Origin of the sequence: Candidatus Phaeomarinobacter ectocarpi, from assembly GCF_000689395.1 — a bacterium.
Taxonomy (GTDB): Bacteria; Pseudomonadota; Alphaproteobacteria; order CGMCC-115125; family CGMCC-115125; genus Pyruvatibacter; species Pyruvatibacter ectocarpi.
The window spans coordinates 370083-386595 of sequence record NZ_HG966617.1 but is presented as its reverse complement, the minus strand read 5'-3'; the positions used below and the strand labels follow the sequence as shown (position 1 = coordinate 386595).

The window sequence follows — 16513 nt, the reverse complement described above, 5'->3', positions numbered from 1 at the left end:
GAAAATCTGACGGCATAAAGCCCGTAGTAGTGCAAAAACAGAGTCATTGATCACGCAATCAGGCTTTCGCGCGGCGTGGGAATGCCATCCACAGTGTCAGCAGGAACACGCTGCCGGAAATGATGAGCGTAACACCGAGAATGGACGCCACAACCTCCATCGGCTCAGCACTCTGCGCGCTGCCATTCACGAGCTCCTGATACCGCCAGAAGAACGCCCGGTAGTTGAGGCAAAACGCAAAGCCCCACGCGCCGCACAGCAGCCCAGCAGCACTGCCGTAGCGATTGCTCAACGCCACATAGGACGCAAACACAAAAAGAGAGATGGCGATGTAGTCCACAATCAGCATCGGCAGAAACGAGCCGTACTGAACGAAGTGATACGTCTCCAGCGAGAAGTGCAGCGTTGCACTGATGAGCGTGTAGATCGCCAGCCCGCGTTCGAGTGTCATTTGTTCGCTTCCAAGCTTGATGATGAGAGAAATTGCAAGGCTGCTACAAGATAATTTGAACTGAGGTCAGCAGCAAAACCGTGCAGCTTAGAATCGCAACAATGGTGCTGCTGGGGATTGTTTCTCTCGTAAAGACTCTAAAATGGAATCTGGCGAAATAGGCCTCAAACGCGGCTTCCTGGTGCCACCAAATGACCCGTCGTAGACTGACTCATCAGATGTGGCGTGGAAAAACAATTGGCAGATTTTCATACCCGGATAGATTTCGAGCGGTATCTCTCCAACATTTGTCATTTCCAACGCTAAGCAACCTGAGAAGCCACTCTGGATTCCGGAAGCCGTCTCAATTATTAGACCACTCCGACCTAGTGACGACTTACCCGTCACATAGGCAGCAACATCTGATGGCAGCCTCATCCACTCAAGTGTGATGCCCAGAACGAACCTGCCAGGATGCAAGATGAATGACTTGCCAAATGGAACAAAGTACTCGCGTCCTGATCGCGCGAATTTGTCGAGGCTCTCGTAGCTCTGCTTGAGCGGCAACTTGGAAACCCGTGATTGTCTGAGTGTTAGAAACCAACGACCCAGGCGCAAGTCAACGCCGGTAGACTGATCAAAATTTCCATTGTCATCAGAGATCCCGGGAACAAGACAAATTTTCTTCGGATCATCAGCATCACGCTCGAAGCGAGCACGAAGATCATTGGAACTTATTATCAATTCGAAATTCTCCGATGAAATTCAGAGACTTCAATGGTCTTTAAAATCAACTCTCCAACTTGCTCCAAGTTCTTGCGTTGATCAACAATTTCTTCTTTGTGGAACCAATCAGCGAGCTCCCAACCGGCTTGTACTATGTCCTGTAGGTCTCCAATACCATCTTTGGGAATACCACTTTTAAAACACTCCAACATCGAGGCGACCTCAGTATTATCTGGCGAGTTAACTCCACTGGAGCTTGAAACCTCAAAAGCCTTATCGATCAGTTGCTCAAATATCTGATCAGTCGCGTAATCAGCCGCAGCCAATTGAAAACTCGCCAATGGGTCAATTTCGTTTGAGTCCTGAGACTCAAATTGCGCGCCGAACCAACTCTCATCAGACCCACTTAGCCTCGCCATTGCAGACTCAATTATGCGCGATCTGAGTCTTGCCGACGGGTAGTCGGTGCTACGGGCACCGAGACTTGGCGCCAAGAGATATGAGAAAGCATGAAGATAACTTCTCCCAAATATCCGTACGCCGAGAGCATCACAAAACGACTCTTCTGACTGTCTAAGCGACCACGCCAGTGAATTGATCCATATTCGTCGTGAAAACATATCCTCTTCAAGCTGCGCCAAATTTATTTTGGGCAGACCTGAAACATCATTGTCCCAATTTTCATGATAGTATTCGACCACTTTGTCTTTGAGTATATTCAGAAAGTGCCCATGAAGGCCTTTTTGCGGCCAGACAGAATGTCCAAGCTCATGACCTGCGAGCGGCAACAAAAGCGGATTGTCTGATTCTGACGCAGGAAGTCCGATGATTACGTACTTGGGGAGCTCAATGAGTCCCATGGGCCAGGTAAAAGGCGTATAATCCCATTCGGATGAAAGAATTAGATGACTATCCTCACCTAGATAACTTTCAATTATTTTTTTGAGAGGCTCGTATACTTCGAATGCATTCCGTACATTTGAAGATCTGAGTATTATTCCAAGGATTGGATGACATAGGTTGATGAACGAATTTGCTTCAGCTTCTTGGCGCTTTCTAATATCTGGAAATGCACCACGGCTTTTTATCAGCCGCTCTTCAAAACTCGACGCAATATCATCAAGTTGACGAAGAGCATCTTCGGAGTCGTGATAAGCATACTCCCCAGATTTCAAACGCCGTATTTGCTGCCTGAAATTCTGAAGTCGGTATTCAGAACCATGTTGTGATGTTTTGCCGTCCACGGGTTGTCTGCTTTGAGTCAATTGGACTGTAGTCAGACATTAGTGCTTTATGAACTGCTATGCAAAAGTTTCGCCCCTCTGTCATTCTATTGTCGTGATCAAGGCCATGTTTAGATAGCCTTTCAATGTATTTTTTGATTTCTCGTGAGAGTTGGTCAAGCGTTGATAACTCCACTCCCAATGACTCACCAATTGCATGATCAAGAACGCTGAGTGACAAAGGGTCTTTCACTCCAGACCCATCCGGTTGATCAGCGCTCGATTTCGTGTATGCAGAAATTAGAGTTCCGAAGCGCTCAATTGCGTCTAAATCAATTGGCTTATCATTTAGTGCGCTGTCAAAGGCCAAGGCTGCGTCCAGCGCCGCAGCACGTAGGCCATATATATTGTGCGTTGTATCCGATCGCATTTGGCAATGCGCCATTTTGTGTTCCCGCCATCCCTATGATTCGTCAATCTAGTACAATTATAAGTATCTAATGATAGGTTAATTTTCCTATTTCTAACACCTTAATGTACGGTCGGGAATCGAGAATTCCCGACCGTACTTGGCGCCATTTATTCAGCAGCGGCGGCTACCTTCGCGGCCGGGTTGAAGCGGCTGTAGAAGGTGTCGCCCTTGCTGGCCATGTCGCGCAGGAGGGCGTTGGGCTTGAAGCGGTCGCCGTATTTCTGGGCGAGCTTGTCGCATTCAGCGACGAACTTGTCTGTGCCCGTCATGTCGATGAGCGAGAGCGGTCCGCCTGACCACGGCGCGTAGCCCCAGCCGAGGATGGCGCCGACGTCTGCGTCGCGGACGTCTGTCACCACTTCTTCTTCAAAGCACCTTGCAGCCTCAAGTGCCTGAATGAACAGGAAGCGGTTTTTCAACTCGTCCGTGTCCACGTCATCGATGGTCTTGGTGTGTTCCACGACCTTATGCAGGTCCGGCCACAGGCGCTTGTTACCGCCTTTTTCCGCCGGCCAATCGTAGAAGCCCTTGCCGACTTTCTTGCCAAGACGGCCATGGGTGACAACCATCTCTTCGACGATCTTGTCAGCGGGACCTTCGACGTATTTGTCGCCCAGATCCTTCTTGGTCTGCTGACGCACCTTGTAACCAAGGTCGAGAGAGACTTCGTCGTTGAGGGCCAGAGGCGGCATGGGCATGCCGGTCATCTTGCCGACATTCTCGATGATGGCAGGCTCGATGCCTTCCGCCAGCATGGCAATGCCTTCGCTCACATAGGTGCCGAAGCAGCGTGACGTGTAGAAGCCGCGGCTGTCATTGACGACAATCGGCGTCTTCTTGATCTGCGCCACATAGTCCATGGCCTTGGCGAGGGTCTCATCATTGGTCTGCTCGCCCATGATGATTTCCACCAGCTGCATCTTGTCCACAGGGGAGAAGAAGTGGATGCCGATGAATTCAGCAGGCTTGGAGTAGGCTTCGGCCAGGCCGGTGATCGGCAGGGTCGAGGTGTTGGAGCCGTAGATGCCGCCCTTGGCGATCTTCGGTTCGGCCTTCTTGGTGACGTCGGCCTTGATGCCGCGATCTTCGAACACGGCCTCGATCACGAGGTCGCAGCCTTCCAGATCGTCATAGTCGGTTGTGGCTTTGATCTTGCCGAGCAGGGCCGCCTTCTTTTCGTCCGTGGACTTGCCGCGGGAGATGGCCTTGTCGAGCAGAGCTTCAGAGTAGGACTTGCCCTTATCGGCATCGGCCTGATCACGGTCGAGCAGCACCACGTCCATGCCCGCCTTGGCGGACACATAGGCAATGCCTGCGCCCATCATGCCGGCACCCAGGATGCCGAGCTTCTTCACTTCCCACTTGTCAACGCCCTGTGGACGACGCGCGCCCTTGGAGAGTTCCTGCATGGAGAGGAAGAGCGAGCGGATCATCGCCTTGGAGCGCGGGTCCATCATCAGCTTGGTCATGTAGCGGCTTTCAATCCGCAGACCGGCTTCGATGGGCACCTGAACACCTTCATACACGGCTGCCAGAATGTACTGCTGAGCCGGGTAGTTCTGGTGGGTGGTCTTGTTCAGCATGGCGTTGGCCATGGTGAAGGTCGAGCCACCGTTCTTGTCGTGCGGGCCGCCACCGGGAATGCGGTATTTGGGACGATCCCATGGCTGCAGTGCGGCTGCGAGGACTTCGGGTCCGCGCTTGCCGAGCTTGATGGTTTCGCCGGCCAGACCTTCCTTGATCCAGGCCTTGGCTTCGTCCACCAGCTTGTCACCGGCAACCACCTTGTTGACGATGCCAGCAGCTGCGGCCTTTTCAGGAGACAGTGCTGTGCCCTGCAGAATGAGCGGCAGCGCGCCTGCTGAACCGATCATGCGGGGCAGACGCTGTGTGCCGCCACCGCCGGGCAGAAGACCGACCTTGCTTTCGGGCAGGCCAAGCTGGGCGCGCGGGTTGTCCGCCACAAAGCGGGCGTGGCAGGCGAGCGTTACTTCAAGGCCACCGCCAAGTGCCGTGCCGGGAATGGCTGCTGCAATCGGCTTGCCGCAGCTTTCCATGCGGCGCAGCTGCATGTTGAAAGCGAGGTTGTTTTCATACAGCGCCTTCACCTTGTCCTGCTCGGAGCCGCCTGAGCCGCCACCTGAGTTGGAGCTCATCATGGACAGATCAGCACCGGCACAAAACGCGCCCTTGCCTGACGTGATGACGAGGCCCTTGATGGCGTCGTCGGAGGCGACTTTTTCAATGATGTCTGACAGGTCCTTCATGGAGGACTGGCTCAGAACGTTCATAGAGCGGTTGGGCATATCCCATGTGGCAACGGCAATGCCGTCCCCATCAACTTCAAATCCAAAATTTTCGTAGTCTGACATTTTAAATGCTCCCTATACGGAGGGCATGCACTCGGGCTCGCCGGAGTGAGATGTGTCACTCCGGCAACGCCTAAGCGGATGCGTTAGACGCGTTCGATGATTGTGGCTGTGCCCATGCCGGCACCAACGCAAAGCGTTGCGAGCGCGGTGTTGAGGTCACGGCGTTCGAGCTCATCGAGCACGGTGCCGAGGATCATGGCGCCAGTGGCACCCAGCGGGTGACCCATGGCGATGGCGCCGCCATTCACGTTCATCTTTTCGTGGTCGATATCCAGAGCCTGCATCATGCGCAGCACGACGGAGGCAAAGGCTTCGTTCAGCTCATAAAGGTCAATGTCGTCGACTTCCATGCCGGCCTTCTTGAGGGCCTTGGCAGAAACGTCGGCTGGACCTGTGAGCATGATGCATGGCTCGGAACCGATGGAGGCCATGGTGCGGATCTTCGCGCGCGGCTTGAGGCCAAGCGCATCGCCCATTTCCTTGGTGCCGAGCAGGACGCCAGCGGAGCCGTCCACGATGCCCGAAGAGTTACCGGCATGGTGCACGTGGTTGAGAGCTTCAACTTCCGGGTAGCGATCCGTTGCCACGCCATCAAAGGCAAACTCGCCAAGAGCCGCAAAGGACGGGTTGAGAGCCGCAAGGGACTGCATGGTGGCGTCGGGACGGATGTGCTCATCCTTGTCCAGGATCGTCAGGCCGTTGATGTCTTTCACAGCCATCACGGACTTGTCGAAATAGCCATTGTCCCAGGCGTGGGCAGCACGCTTCTGGCTTTCAACCGCATAGGCATCCACGTCGTCGCGGCTGAAGCCGTACTTTGTGGCGATGAGGTCAGCGCCGATGCCCTGAGGCGTGAAGTAGGTCTTGAGAGCAACAGCCGGGTCAGAGGCCATGGCGCCACCTGAGGCACCCATGCCAACGCGGCTCATGCTTTCAATGCCGCCACCGATAGCCATGTCAGCTTCGCCGGACATCACCTTGGCTGCTGCCATGTTGGTGGCCTCAAGGCCTGAAGCGCAGAAGCGGTTGATCTGCACGCCGGCAGTTGTCTGGGCGTAGTCAGCGTTCATCACGGCAACGCGGGCAATGTTCGAGCCGGCTTCACCAACCGGGTCCACGCAGCCCATCACAACGTCATCGACCTTGGATGTGTCGAGGTCATTGCGGTCGCGCAGTTCTTCTAGAACCTGTGTTGCAAGCTCAAGAGCGGTCACTTCATGCAGTGAACCGTCTGACTTGCCTTTGCCGCGGGGGGTGCGGACGTGATCGTAGATGTAGCATTCGGCCATTGGAGGTCTCCCTATTGGCTTTGTCTAAAACGTATTGGGTCTAATACGTGTTGGTCTTGTTAATCAGTAAGCGGATGAAACTTTTTACAGCGTGCGCGAGATCAGGATTTTCTGAACCTCGTTGGTGCCGCCGTAAATCTTCTGCACGCGCGCGTCGCGATACATGCGGGCAATGGGGTATTCATTCATGTAGCCGTAGCCACCGAAGAGCTGCAGGCATTCGTCAATGACTTCGCACTGCATGTCCGAGACCCAGTATTTGGCCATGGACGCTGTGGACGCATCGAGTTTGCCTTCGAGAAGAAGACCCGTGCAGTAGTCGCAGAAGACTTTCGCAACGGTCGCCTTGGTCTTGCACTCGGCCAGCTTGAACTGGGTGTTCTGGAAATCCATCACCGCCTTGCCAAACGCCTTGCGCTCCTTGACGTAGGCGATTGTTTCTTCCAGCGCGTAGTCCATGGCAGCAACGCCCTGAAGACCGATCTGCAGCCGCTCAGACGGAAGCTGCTGCATCAGCTGGATGAAGCCCTGGCCTTCTTCCTGGCCCAGCAGGTTGGATGTCGGCACGCGGACATTGTCGAAGAACAACTCAGACGTGTCCTGTGACTTCTGGCCGATCTTGTCCAGATTGCGGCCACGCTTGAAACCTTCAACCTCGTCCGTTTCGACGATCACCAGCGACGTGCCTTTGGCGCCGGCATTGGGGTCCGTCTTGGCAACCACGATGATGAGGTTGGCGGTCTGACCATTGGTGATGAAGGTCTTGGACCCGTTGATGACGTATTCATTGCCATCAAGTTTGGCGGTCGTCTTGATTGACTGAAGGTCTGAGCCTGTGCCGGGCTCGGTCATCGCAATGGCACCAACCAGTTCGCCGGTTGCCATTTTTGGAAGCCACTTTTGCTTCTGCTCTTCGGAGCCGTACTCATTGATGTAAGGCGCGATGATGGCGTTGTGGAGAGATGCGCCAAATCCGGCGATGCCCTTCTTGCCCATCTGGTCAATGATGATGGCTTCATGGGCAAATGTGCCGCCGCCGCCGCCAAATTCTTCGGGCATGGACGCGCAGAGAATTCCGGCTTCACCGGTCTTGGTCCAGGCATCGCGATCGACGATTTCCTGCTTCTCCCACTTATCGACATGGGGAGCGAGTTCCTTTTCAAAGAACTTGCCCACGGAATCTGAAAAGATCTGGAGATCTTCCGTCATCCAGTCTGGCGTTTCGACCTGTAGTGCGGACATGCCTGCGTGTCTCCCTGAGTAGGTTTTTGTCGTGTTCGGTTGGTTAGAACTGCTCTGCGGTCAGCGCCATCACGTCATCGGCACCGGCTTTGACGGCGGTCAGGTGTGTGGTGGTCTGCGGCAGAATGCGATTGATGAAATAGCGACCGGTGGCGAGCTTGGTCTCGTAGTAGTCCTTGTCGCCGGAGCCGTTAGCGAGGCCAGTGTTTGCCGCCTTTGCCATCTGCGCCCACATCAGCGCGATAGCTGTCAGGGCAAACAGGTGAAGGTAGTCAGCTGAGCCGGCGCCTGCGTTGTCGGGATTTTCCAGCGCGTTTTCCATGAACCACATGGTGGCTTCTTCTAGCTCTTTGCGCGCATCGCTCAGCGGCGTAATGAATTCCGCCAGCTTGGCGTCGTCCTTGTTGGCGGCGACAAAGTCGTCGACTTCCTTGAAAAACGAGAAGACAGCGCGGCCACCCTTGGAGGCGAGCTTGCGGCCCACAAGGTCCAGCGCCTGAATGCCGTTTGTGCCCTCATAGATCATGGCAATGCGAGCATCACGCACGAACTGCTCAGCGCCCCATTCCTTGGTGTAGCCAGAGCCGCCATACACCTGCTGCGCTTCAACCGCATGGGCAAAGCCCTTGTCGGTGAAGTAGCCTTTGACGATGGGAGTCATGAGGCCCATCAGATCATCCGCCTTCTGACGGGTTTCCTCGTCTTCGGCTTTTTCAGCCAGATCACCCCACAGCGCCGTCCACACAAGAAGTGCCCGTGCACCTTCGTTGAAGGCGCGGATATTCATCAGCATACGGCGTACGTCAGGATGCACGATGATAGGGTCAGCGGGGCCGTCCGGATTTTTGGGACCTGTCAGGGCACGGCCCTGGATTCGATCCAGCGCAAAATCGCGGGCATTTTGATAGGCAACCTCAGCTTGAGAGATGCCCTGCATGCCAACGCCGAGGCGGGCCTCATTCATCATGGTGAACATGGCCTTCAGGCCTTTGTTCTCTTCACCAACAACCCAGCCTTTGGCGCCGTCATAGTTCATGACGCAGGTGGCATTGCCGTGGATGCCCATTTTCTCTTCGAGACCACCGCACTGAAGCGTATTGCGCTCACCCAGCGAGCCATCCTCGTTGACGAGGAACTTGGGCACGACGAAAAGTGAAATGCCGCCGACGCCACCGGGTGCACCTTCGATACGGGCCAGCACCAGATGGATGATGTTGTCCGCCATGGAGTGCTCACCGGCGGAAATCCAGATCTTCTGACCTGTGATCGCGTAGGTGCCGTCACCATTGGGAACCGCCTTTGTGCGCAACATGCCTACATCTGTCCCGCAATGGGGTTCGGTGAGGTTCATGGTGCCGGTCCACTCGCCGGAGACGAGCTTGGGCAGATAGATGTCCTTGAGTTCATCAGACCCGTGATGGGTCAGCGCCGAATACGCGCCGTGGCTGAGGCCTGGGTACATGCCGAAGGCCATGTTGGCGGACGACACCATTTCGTTGAACAGAACACCAATCGTGTTGGGGAAGCCCTGCCCGCCATAATCCGGCGAACATACGAGCGACGGCCAGCCGCCTTCCACCAATTGCTGATAGGCGTCGCGGAACCCTTCTGGCGTTGTTACTTCGCCGTCTTTCAGTACGCAGCCCTGTTCGTCGCCCACCTTGTTGAGAGGCTGGAGGACTTCTTCGGAGAACTTTGCCGCCTGCTCCATGATCTGGTCGATCAGATCAGGCGTGGCGTCCGCGAAACCCGGAAGGTTTGAGAAACGCGAGAGGTCCAGCAGCTCATGCAGCAGGAAGCCGTATTCTCGGGTGGGGGCTTTGTAACTTGCCATCTGTGGTGGTGCTCCTGGCCGCCCGCGCTGTATCGCATGCGAGGCGGTCTGAATGGGTTGATAAATGGACCGATCATCAAAGACCGGTCGCGCTCGCTCCCTGTTACCTAGGCTTGTGCGGACTGATTGGTATGGTCGGCACTACTTTGTGAGGCGCCCTTGGTCTTGTCGGCGGCAGCGCGCTTGGACAACTCGCCCTCAACAAACTCGATGCCGTTCTGCAGATGTGAAATCGACTCGTCGATGTCCTGACGCTGGGCTTTCAGTTTCTCGATCTGGGCTGCGTATTTGCCGCGGGCCAGCTCAAGCTGCTTGGTAAAGCCGTCGCGCAGGTCGTAGAGGTCGATGATCTCGCGAATTTCAGACAGGGTGAACCCTACGCGCTTGCCGCGCTGGATCAGCTGCAGGCGGGCACGGTCGCGGGTGGAATAGACGCGCGTCTGGCCCTCACGGGCAGGATGCAGCAGGTCCTTGTCTTCGTAGAAGCGGATGGCACGCGTCGTGACATCGAATTCTTCAGCCAACTGCGTGATTGAAAATGTCGGCCCGTTGGCGTCATGGCCGGGTTCGCCCGGGCGCGCCGCGTGGGGTGGGAGCTTGGCCGCGCCGTTCTTCATGTTGTCCATCGCCGGATCGGCAGTGTGTTGGCTCATGAGTTCTGCACCTTTCGTCCCTGGTTCACGGTTCCGCAGCCTTAAGGGGCCGGGTTTCTTGAAGCGGCGGGACTCTAGGTTCCGTTGACGTAAACGTCAACAGTGAGTTTTCTTTTAGAACTTACAGCTGTTAATTCTGTCCAAAGACGGCGCTTTTCCAAGGTTTCCCGGTGGGTCATAGTGCTCCCAACTTGCTTAACTCGTCAGGACGTCCTGTGCTCCCAAAAGCGTCACACCACCCCATCGATGTGATTTCACGCCCTGCACTCGTTGCAGCGCTGGTTGCCTTGATGGTCGCGACATCATTCGGTCAGGACGCCACGTCACCAGCAGCCGCACAATCCGTCAAACCAAGCAGCCAAATTGAACCTGAAACGGCAGAAGCTGCAGACCGTACGGACACAGATGATCCGGAGGCGGAAGAAGAACCCAGGGACGAGCCGGAAACCGAGGAGATCAGCGAACTCCGCAAGGCGCTCTACAAGGCTGTATCCCGCGCCCGCAAAAGCATGGGCGCACGCAAAGTCAAGCAGGATGAAGGGTTTGAGACCATTGCCCGTCGGCATGCGCGGGACATGGTGGAGCGAGTCTACATGGACCACCGCTCACCGGAGGGAGACGGACCGCGCGAGCGCGTCTTTGCGATTTTTCCAGACTTTGACGGCATCATCGGAGAAAACATCGCGATGCGAAGGATCCAGCCAGATGCAAGCGCTGCGGAAACGGCTTTGGCGGCTGTTGAAGCCTGGATCGGAAAAGTTGCCCACCGAGAGAACCTCCTAGACCAGCGACATGGCCACATAGGCATTGGCGTGGCTGACAATGGTCGGGCCACCTACATCGTGATGTTGCTGGCAAGCGAGCCGTCTTACCGGCCACCGCCGCCGCCAGAACCACGCCCTGAACTGCCGCCCACGGTGACGCTCACCCCCACGCCAGGGACCAGTGGTGAAGAGAGCCCGCCAAAACCGGCAGAAAACGGCGCACAATCGGTGCCTGGCAGCTGACGCGTTAACACCTTCTTTACCCCGCCCTAACTAGCCTTAACGAAATCGCGGTTGCGCCATTCACGTGACGGGCCGTTTTTCGCAATTTTCCGCGCGTCCTGACCATATCTTGGGGTAGGGCCCGCGCTTTACACAAGACTCACCTATGAATACCTTCCGAATCAAAGAGGGTGGATGCGATTCGGATGAGACCTGGGGTTCCCTGGAGTGTGAAGGGCATAGAGCCCGAAGCTCGCGAAGCGGCGAAAATCGCCGCTCGCCGCGAGGGGAAGACCCTTGGGCAATGGCTCAACGAGAAAATCATCGACGCATCGGACGAGGAAGAAGCGGACATTTCCGCAGACACAGCGCTCCGACCGCCAGCGTCCTCTTCGGGAAATCCCATGCCTCAGCAGGCTCTACAGATCGATTTCAGTCCGGTGACTGACGCGCTCAGAGACCTCGTCCACAGACTTGAACGCTCCGAGCGGCGCAGCGAAAACGCCCTTACGGGTCTGGATGAGACGCTGGCCGACATGTCCACACGCCTTGAGCGGACGGAACGGATGAGCCGCGAGCCGGGTCTTTTGTCTGGTGGCAGCGGGTCCGGGCTGGATTCAACACTGGCTGACCTGCGGGAGCGTCTTGAAAAATCAGAGCGTGGCCTTGAGCGCGCGGAACACCTCAATACGGATGCCATGCGGACCGTCGAACGCGGGTTGCGCGCCATTTCCAACCGCCTTGAGGAAACCGAGCGGCGGGCGGATGAAGCCTCAAAGCAAGTGCAGACCGTTGGCATGGAAACACCGGAAACGGTGCGCCACCTGCAGTCAGCGCTGACAGATCTTTCGCGGCGGCTAGATACAACGGAAAGTGCTGCCACGACGGCGCGCGAACAGGCCGCACAAGCTGTTGCTGCCATCAATACGCGTGGCGGCGCCAGCGACGACGCTGTTGCCGCCCTTGAGCGCGCCATCGGCAATGTCGTGGACCATATCGAGGCATCAGACGCGCGCACGGCCAAGGCCCTTGGTGGTTTGCGTGACGACCTTGAGAAGCTTGAAAAAGCCGCCTCTGAAACCAAGCCCGGCGTTGGCGTCGAAGCCATCCAGACTCTGGAAGGCACGATCTCTGCCCTGCAGCAGAACGTCACCGAGATGGTCGGGCGGCTTGGTCAGGTTGAAAATAACACCCAGCGAGATGTGGACCAGATTGCAGGCGCCATCGACAATATGGGCAGCCGTCTGGACACCGTCCGCGAGGCAGCTGTTTCTGCGGCCACTGATGCGGCGCGTCAGGAAGGGTCCGTCACCGCTCAGCTTGTGTCCCAACTCGAGCAGCGAGTGGACGAGGTGGGCCAGCAGCATGTGGCAACCCAGCAACGTATCGAACAGTCCGAGCAGCAAAGCGCGCAAGCCATCCACACCATTGAGACCAGCGTCACCGACATTGCCGGTCAAATGCGCGAGATCGCCAACATTGGTGCAGGTGGCAAGGAAGTTTTCGCCGAGCCGTTGGCAGCGCTTGAAACCGCCATCGAAGAGATGGCTGACCGGCTGCAGACAACCGATCAGCGGTCCGCCAAAGCGCTGGCAAAAGTCGAAGAAGTATCTGACGAACTGCTGCGTAAACTCGATGGCGCAAATCCCACCGATGACATTCAGCAGATCAAGTCCAGCGTCGAGAATGTGGACGCACGTCTCAATCTGATTGAGGCCGCCAACAAAGGCACAGCCTTTGATACAGGGCCAGAGCTTGGCTTCATGGCCGGCGCCCCTGCCGCGGACCAGAATTCGGCCGCAGCCATGCCTCCGCCTCCGCCAGCTACGGACTGGACGGCAACAGCTGATGAAGGTCCGTTTGGTCCACCGCCTGAAGCAGGGCAGATGGGCGCACCGCCCTTCATGCCAAGTCCGGACATGGCGGATGGCCAGAGCAGCCCGTTTGGTGAGCCACCATTCCCGGATCATGCTCAGGATACAGCGGCCCCATTGGAGCCTGCCGCGCGCAATGATTTTCTGGAGTCTGCCCGCCAGGCGGCGCGTGCCGCAGCTGGCTCCGCAGGCCCTGACACCGCGCGCTCACCTTTTGCAGATGACGAGCAGACACAGCGTGCGGGCATGATGTCCGGCAGCCGTAAACCACTGGCACTTATTGCTGCGGGCCTTGCGGTAGTGGCCGTTGCCGGCCTCATCGTGGTGATGATGGGGGGCGGCCCTAAGGAAGTTGCTGGTCCACCAGATGATGTCACGGCACCTCTGGATGTCATGGCGGAGCTGGATGCGCCGACAGTGGATGTCACGCCGCTTGATGTGACACCGGATGCCGAGGCTGAGGCCGAGACCCCGGCAACTGACACGGCTCCATCTGAGATTGCAGATGCCGGTGAGACAACGCGTCCGCCGGCCCGCGAATTGCCGGACGTTGTAAGCCCGGCCGAAGCATCAGCGCCCGCAGATGTTCCATCCTCTGCCGAACAGGCTGTGGCTGGTCAATCCATCAACGGCCCAACGTCCATTACGCCACGCCAGGAAGTGGATGTGGCTTCACTGCCTACGTCTCCAGCTGAGCCGCAGCGTCAGACACTGCGCGAAGCGGCAACAAATGGCGACGCATCAGCGCAGTATGAAATTGGTCAGCGTTACGCCAACGGATCAAGCGGCGTACCTCAGGACAACGAACAGGCGGCGTATTGGCTGAACCGTGCTGCCGAACAGGGTCTGGCACCGGCGCAGTATCGTCTGGGCACCATGTTTGAAAAGGGGCTTGGCCTTCCGGAGAATCCGACCAAGGCCCGCACCTGGTATGAGCGCGCAGCAGCGCAAGGCAATGTCAAAGCCATGCACAATCTGGCCGTCATGCAGGCCGAAGGTGCCGGCGGACCGCAGGACTTTGCCGGCGCGTCACGCAGCTTCGAGGCTGCTGCGCAGCACGGCCTTGCGGACTCCCAATACAATCTGGCGATCCTTCACGAGCGCGGATTGGGCGTAGAGCGCGACCTCGCCGAGGCCTATAAGTGGTTTACCATCGCGTCAGCCAATGGTGACGCGGACGCAGGTGCGCGGGCTGAAGCCCTCAAGAACTCCGTAGACGCCGCCAAGCTGGTGGATGCAGAACTTGCAGCACGCACCTTTACGCCACGCTCAGCAGATGCGGCAGCCAATCAGGTGTCGTGGCAGGCTGAGATGACACCCGCAGCCATGGTTCGCGAAGCCCAGCGCATTCTGGGTTCGCTCGGATATGATGCAGGCCCTGCGGATGGCCGCCCCGGCAACAAGACGCTGGATGCGGTACGCAAGTTTGAGCGCGACAAGGGCCTGGCGGTGACGGGTCGCATTGACGGCCGGCTGATGGACGCGCTGCAAAAGGCTGCAATCTAGCGCTCAATATGCCTGCGACCATGGCTGAATGGTTTCTTGTGTGCTAGCAAGATGGGCATGCGCTGTGCCGTTCCGGCCGGGGCACCAGACACCAAACCATAGCCGCACAGGGATCTGACGCAGGGTGCAGATTTACCTCCCCATTGCTGAGATTTCAGTCAACGCATTTGTGTTGCTGGGGCTTGGCGGCGCGGTTGGCTTTCTGTCGGGCATGTTTGGTGTCGGCGGCGGCTTCTTGATGACGCCGCTGCTGATTTTTACCGGCATTCCCCCAGCGGTCGCCGTGGGCACAGAAGCGGTCCAGATTGTGGCCACCTCCATGTCCGGTGTGCTGGCCCATTGGCGGCGCAAGGCCGTCGATTTCAAAATGGCCGGGGTGTTGCTGGCGGGTGGCGCTGTCGGCTCGATCATCGGTGTCCTGATCTTCAGTGCCCTTCGCTCTGAAGGCCAGATCGACCTGTTTATCTCCCTGGCCTATGTGGTGTTTCTCGGGGTCATCGGCGCTTTGATGATGGTGGAAAGTGTCCGCGCCATTCAGGCGTCGCGCTCGGGCAAGTCTGTTTCGTCGCGCAAGCCGGGAACTCATGGCTGGATACATGGGCTGCCCTTCAAGGTCCGCTTTCGTCGTTCGCGGCTTTACATTTCAGCCATTCCGCCGCTCCTGATTGGTCTCTCGGTCGGCATACTGGCGGCCATCATGGGCGTGGGTGGCGGTTTCATCATGGTCCCGGCCATGATCTACCTCCTGCGCATGCCGACCAATGTCGTTGTTGGCACGTCGCTGTTTCAGATCATGTTCGTGACTGGCCTGGCCGCCATCATGCACGCAACCCTCAACCAGACAGTCGATATTGTGCTCGCAATGCTGCTGCTCGTTGGCGGTGTTCTGGGCGCCCAGGTGGGGGTCCGCGTCGGGCACAAACTGCGCGGTGAGCAACTGCGCGCCCTTCTCGCCTTGATGGTTATTGCGGTCTGCCTGCGCCTTGCCTGGGACCTTGTGGCCACACCGGATGACCTGTTCACCGTGATGATCGGGAGCGGCCTATGATCCGACCTCTCATTCACGCCTTGCTTTTACTGCTTGTTGTTCCGGCAACAGCCTCGGCGCAGATCATCGACGGGACGCCCATGGATGGCGAGGCAATTGTCGCTGACCTCAGCGAGAACCTGATTGCCATCACCTCCAACTTCACCGGTGCAGAAATTCTCCTGTTCGGCAATGTGGATGCACCGGACAATGTGACCCCTGCCCTGCAGCGGGACATTGTTGCCGTCGTTCGCGGTCCGTATGAGCCGCTGGTCATTCGGCGCAAGGAGCGGATTGCCGGCATCTGGGTCAACACCGACGCTTATGACGTTCCTGCAGCGCCGGGATTCTATCATGTCGCGAGCACACGCCCGCTGGATGAAATTGCCTCGACAAGGGTCTTCGAGAACGCGGAAATCGGTCTGCCGGCACTGGACATCTCGACGGGTGACGACGCGATTGTCCTGCCCGTCACCTATCGTGACGCCGTTGTGCGGGCGAAGCTGAACGAGGGGCTCTATGCGGAAGCCCCCGGCTCAATCACCTTTGTTGGCCCGTCCCTGTTTCGCGCTGAGATCGCACTGCCGGCAAACGTGCCGGTCGGCTCATACGTCGCAACGGTCTATCTTGTGCGCAATGGCGCGATCAGCGGCCAGCGGTCGATCAACCTGATCATCAACAAATCAGGCGTTGAGCGCTTCATGTACAATTTTGCTCAGAAAACGCCGTTCTTCTATGGGATCGCTGCGGTGCTGGTGGCGCTGTTTGCAGGCTGGGTCGCTGGAACCGTGTTCCGCGAGCGTTAACCCTCTGCCACGCCTGCGCGGATTCCGCGCATGTGATCACGTGGGTTTGACGGGCCAATGACGCATCTGCGCC

At 57.4% G+C, this 16513-nt stretch carries 12 protein-coding genes; 4 read left to right on the top strand and 8 right to left on the bottom strand.

The genetic code is table 11. The annotated features are described in order from the left end of the window. Positions 1-58: 58 nt before the first annotated feature. The 8 genes from BN1012_RS01825 to BN1012_RS17825 all read right to left on the bottom strand — a co-directional run bounded on the left by BN1012_RS01825 (position 59) and on the right by BN1012_RS17825 (position 10241). A complete protein-coding gene (locus BN1012_RS01825) occupies positions 59-451 on the bottom strand; it encodes a hypothetical protein (protein ID WP_043948279.1) in 393 nt (130 codons plus the stop codon). A gap of 87 nt (positions 452-538) precedes the next feature. After that, positions 539-1174 (bottom strand): dCTP deaminase, encoded by a 636-nt coding sequence (gene dcd / locus BN1012_RS17885; RefSeq protein WP_171815883.1) that lies wholly within the window; start codon positions 1172-1174, stop codon positions 539-541. Then, entirely contained in the window at positions 1171-2400 is a 1230-nt protein-coding gene (locus tag BN1012_RS17545) for a hypothetical protein (RefSeq protein ID WP_145973383.1), read from the bottom strand. Before BN1012_RS17545 ends, dcd begins: the two co-directional genes overlap by 4 nt. Before the next feature lie 558 nt (positions 2401-2958). Further along, on the bottom strand, positions 2959-5223 hold the full coding sequence (locus BN1012_RS01810) for a 3-hydroxyacyl-CoA dehydrogenase NAD-binding domain-containing protein (RefSeq protein ID WP_043948277.1): 2265 nt from the start codon (positions 5221-5223) through the stop codon (positions 2959-2961). 83 nt (positions 5224-5306) lie between these two features. After that, a complete protein-coding gene (locus tag BN1012_RS01805) occupies positions 5307-6512 on the bottom strand; it encodes an acetyl-CoA C-acetyltransferase (protein WP_043948276.1) in 1206 nt (401 codons plus the stop codon). A gap of 84 nt (positions 6513-6596) precedes the next feature. Then, positions 6597-7721: an acyl-CoA dehydrogenase family protein gene (locus BN1012_RS01800; protein ID WP_244442969.1), complete on the bottom strand. Its 1125-nt coding sequence runs from the start codon at positions 7719-7721 to the stop codon at positions 6597-6599. A 76-nt stretch (positions 7722-7797) separates the two neighbouring features. Continuing rightward, complete coding sequence (locus tag BN1012_RS01795; protein WP_043948274.1) at positions 7798-9588, bottom strand: acyl-CoA dehydrogenase C-terminal domain-containing protein; 1791 nt, start codon at positions 9586-9588, stop codon at positions 7798-7800. Between the two features lie 107 nt (positions 9589-9695). Then, positions 9696-10241, bottom strand: coding sequence for a MerR family transcriptional regulator (locus BN1012_RS17825; RefSeq protein WP_275450959.1), 546 nt, complete (start codon positions 10239-10241; stop codon positions 9696-9698). A gap of 215 nt (positions 10242-10456) precedes the next feature. Between BN1012_RS17825 and BN1012_RS01785 the strand changes: the two genes are divergently transcribed. From BN1012_RS01785 to BN1012_RS01770, 4 genes are all read left to right on the top strand, one after another. Further along, positions 10457-11248 carry a CAP domain-containing protein gene (locus BN1012_RS01785; protein WP_043948273.1) on the top strand — a complete coding sequence of 264 codons (792 nt, stop codon included), beginning with the start codon at positions 10457-10459 and terminating at the stop codon, positions 11246-11248. Between the two features lie 185 nt (positions 11249-11433). Then, positions 11434-14607, top strand: coding sequence for a peptidoglycan-binding protein (locus BN1012_RS01780; protein WP_081826148.1), 3174 nt, complete (start codon positions 11434-11436; stop codon positions 14605-14607). Between the two features lie 124 nt (positions 14608-14731). After that, positions 14732-15655, top strand: coding sequence for a sulfite exporter TauE/SafE family protein (locus BN1012_RS01775; protein WP_043948271.1), 924 nt, complete (start codon positions 14732-14734; stop codon positions 15653-15655). Beyond that, positions 15652-16440 (top strand): TIGR02186 family protein, encoded by a 789-nt coding sequence (locus BN1012_RS01770; protein WP_043948270.1) that lies wholly within the window; start codon positions 15652-15654, stop codon positions 16438-16440. The genes BN1012_RS01775 and BN1012_RS01770 overlap by 4 nt, the downstream gene beginning before the upstream one ends. Positions 16441-16513: the final 73 nt, after the last annotated feature.

Bases quoted from the DNA above. Each gene is read 5' to 3' on its own strand.
- BN1012_RS01825 (WP_043948279.1), bottom strand. From the start codon at position 451: ATGACACTCGAACGCGGGCTGGCGATCTACACGCTCATCAGTGCAACG.
- BN1012_RS01810 (WP_043948277.1), bottom strand. From the start codon at position 5,223: ATGTCAGACTACGAAAATTTTGGATTTGAAGTTGATGGGGACGGCATT.
- BN1012_RS01805 (WP_043948276.1), bottom strand. From the start codon at position 6,512: ATGGCCGAATGCTACATCTACGATCACGTCCGCACCCCCCGCGGCAAA.
- BN1012_RS01800 (WP_244442969.1), bottom strand. From the start codon at position 7,721: ATGACGGAAGATCTCCAGATCTTTTCAGATTCCGTGGGCAAGTTCTTT.
- BN1012_RS01795 (WP_043948274.1), bottom strand. From the start codon at position 9,588: ATGGCAAGTTACAAAGCCCCCACCCGAGAATACGGCTTCCTGCTGCAT.
- BN1012_RS17825 (WP_275450959.1), bottom strand. From the start codon at position 10,241: ATGAGCCAACACACTGCCGATCCGGCGATGGACAACATGAAGAACGGC.
- BN1012_RS01780 (WP_081826148.1), top strand. From the start codon at position 11,434: ATGAGACCTGGGGTTCCCTGGAGTGTGAAGGGCATAGAGCCCGAAGCT.
- BN1012_RS01770 (WP_043948270.1), top strand. From the start codon at position 15,652: ATGATCCGACCTCTCATTCACGCCTTGCTTTTACTGCTTGTTGTTCCG.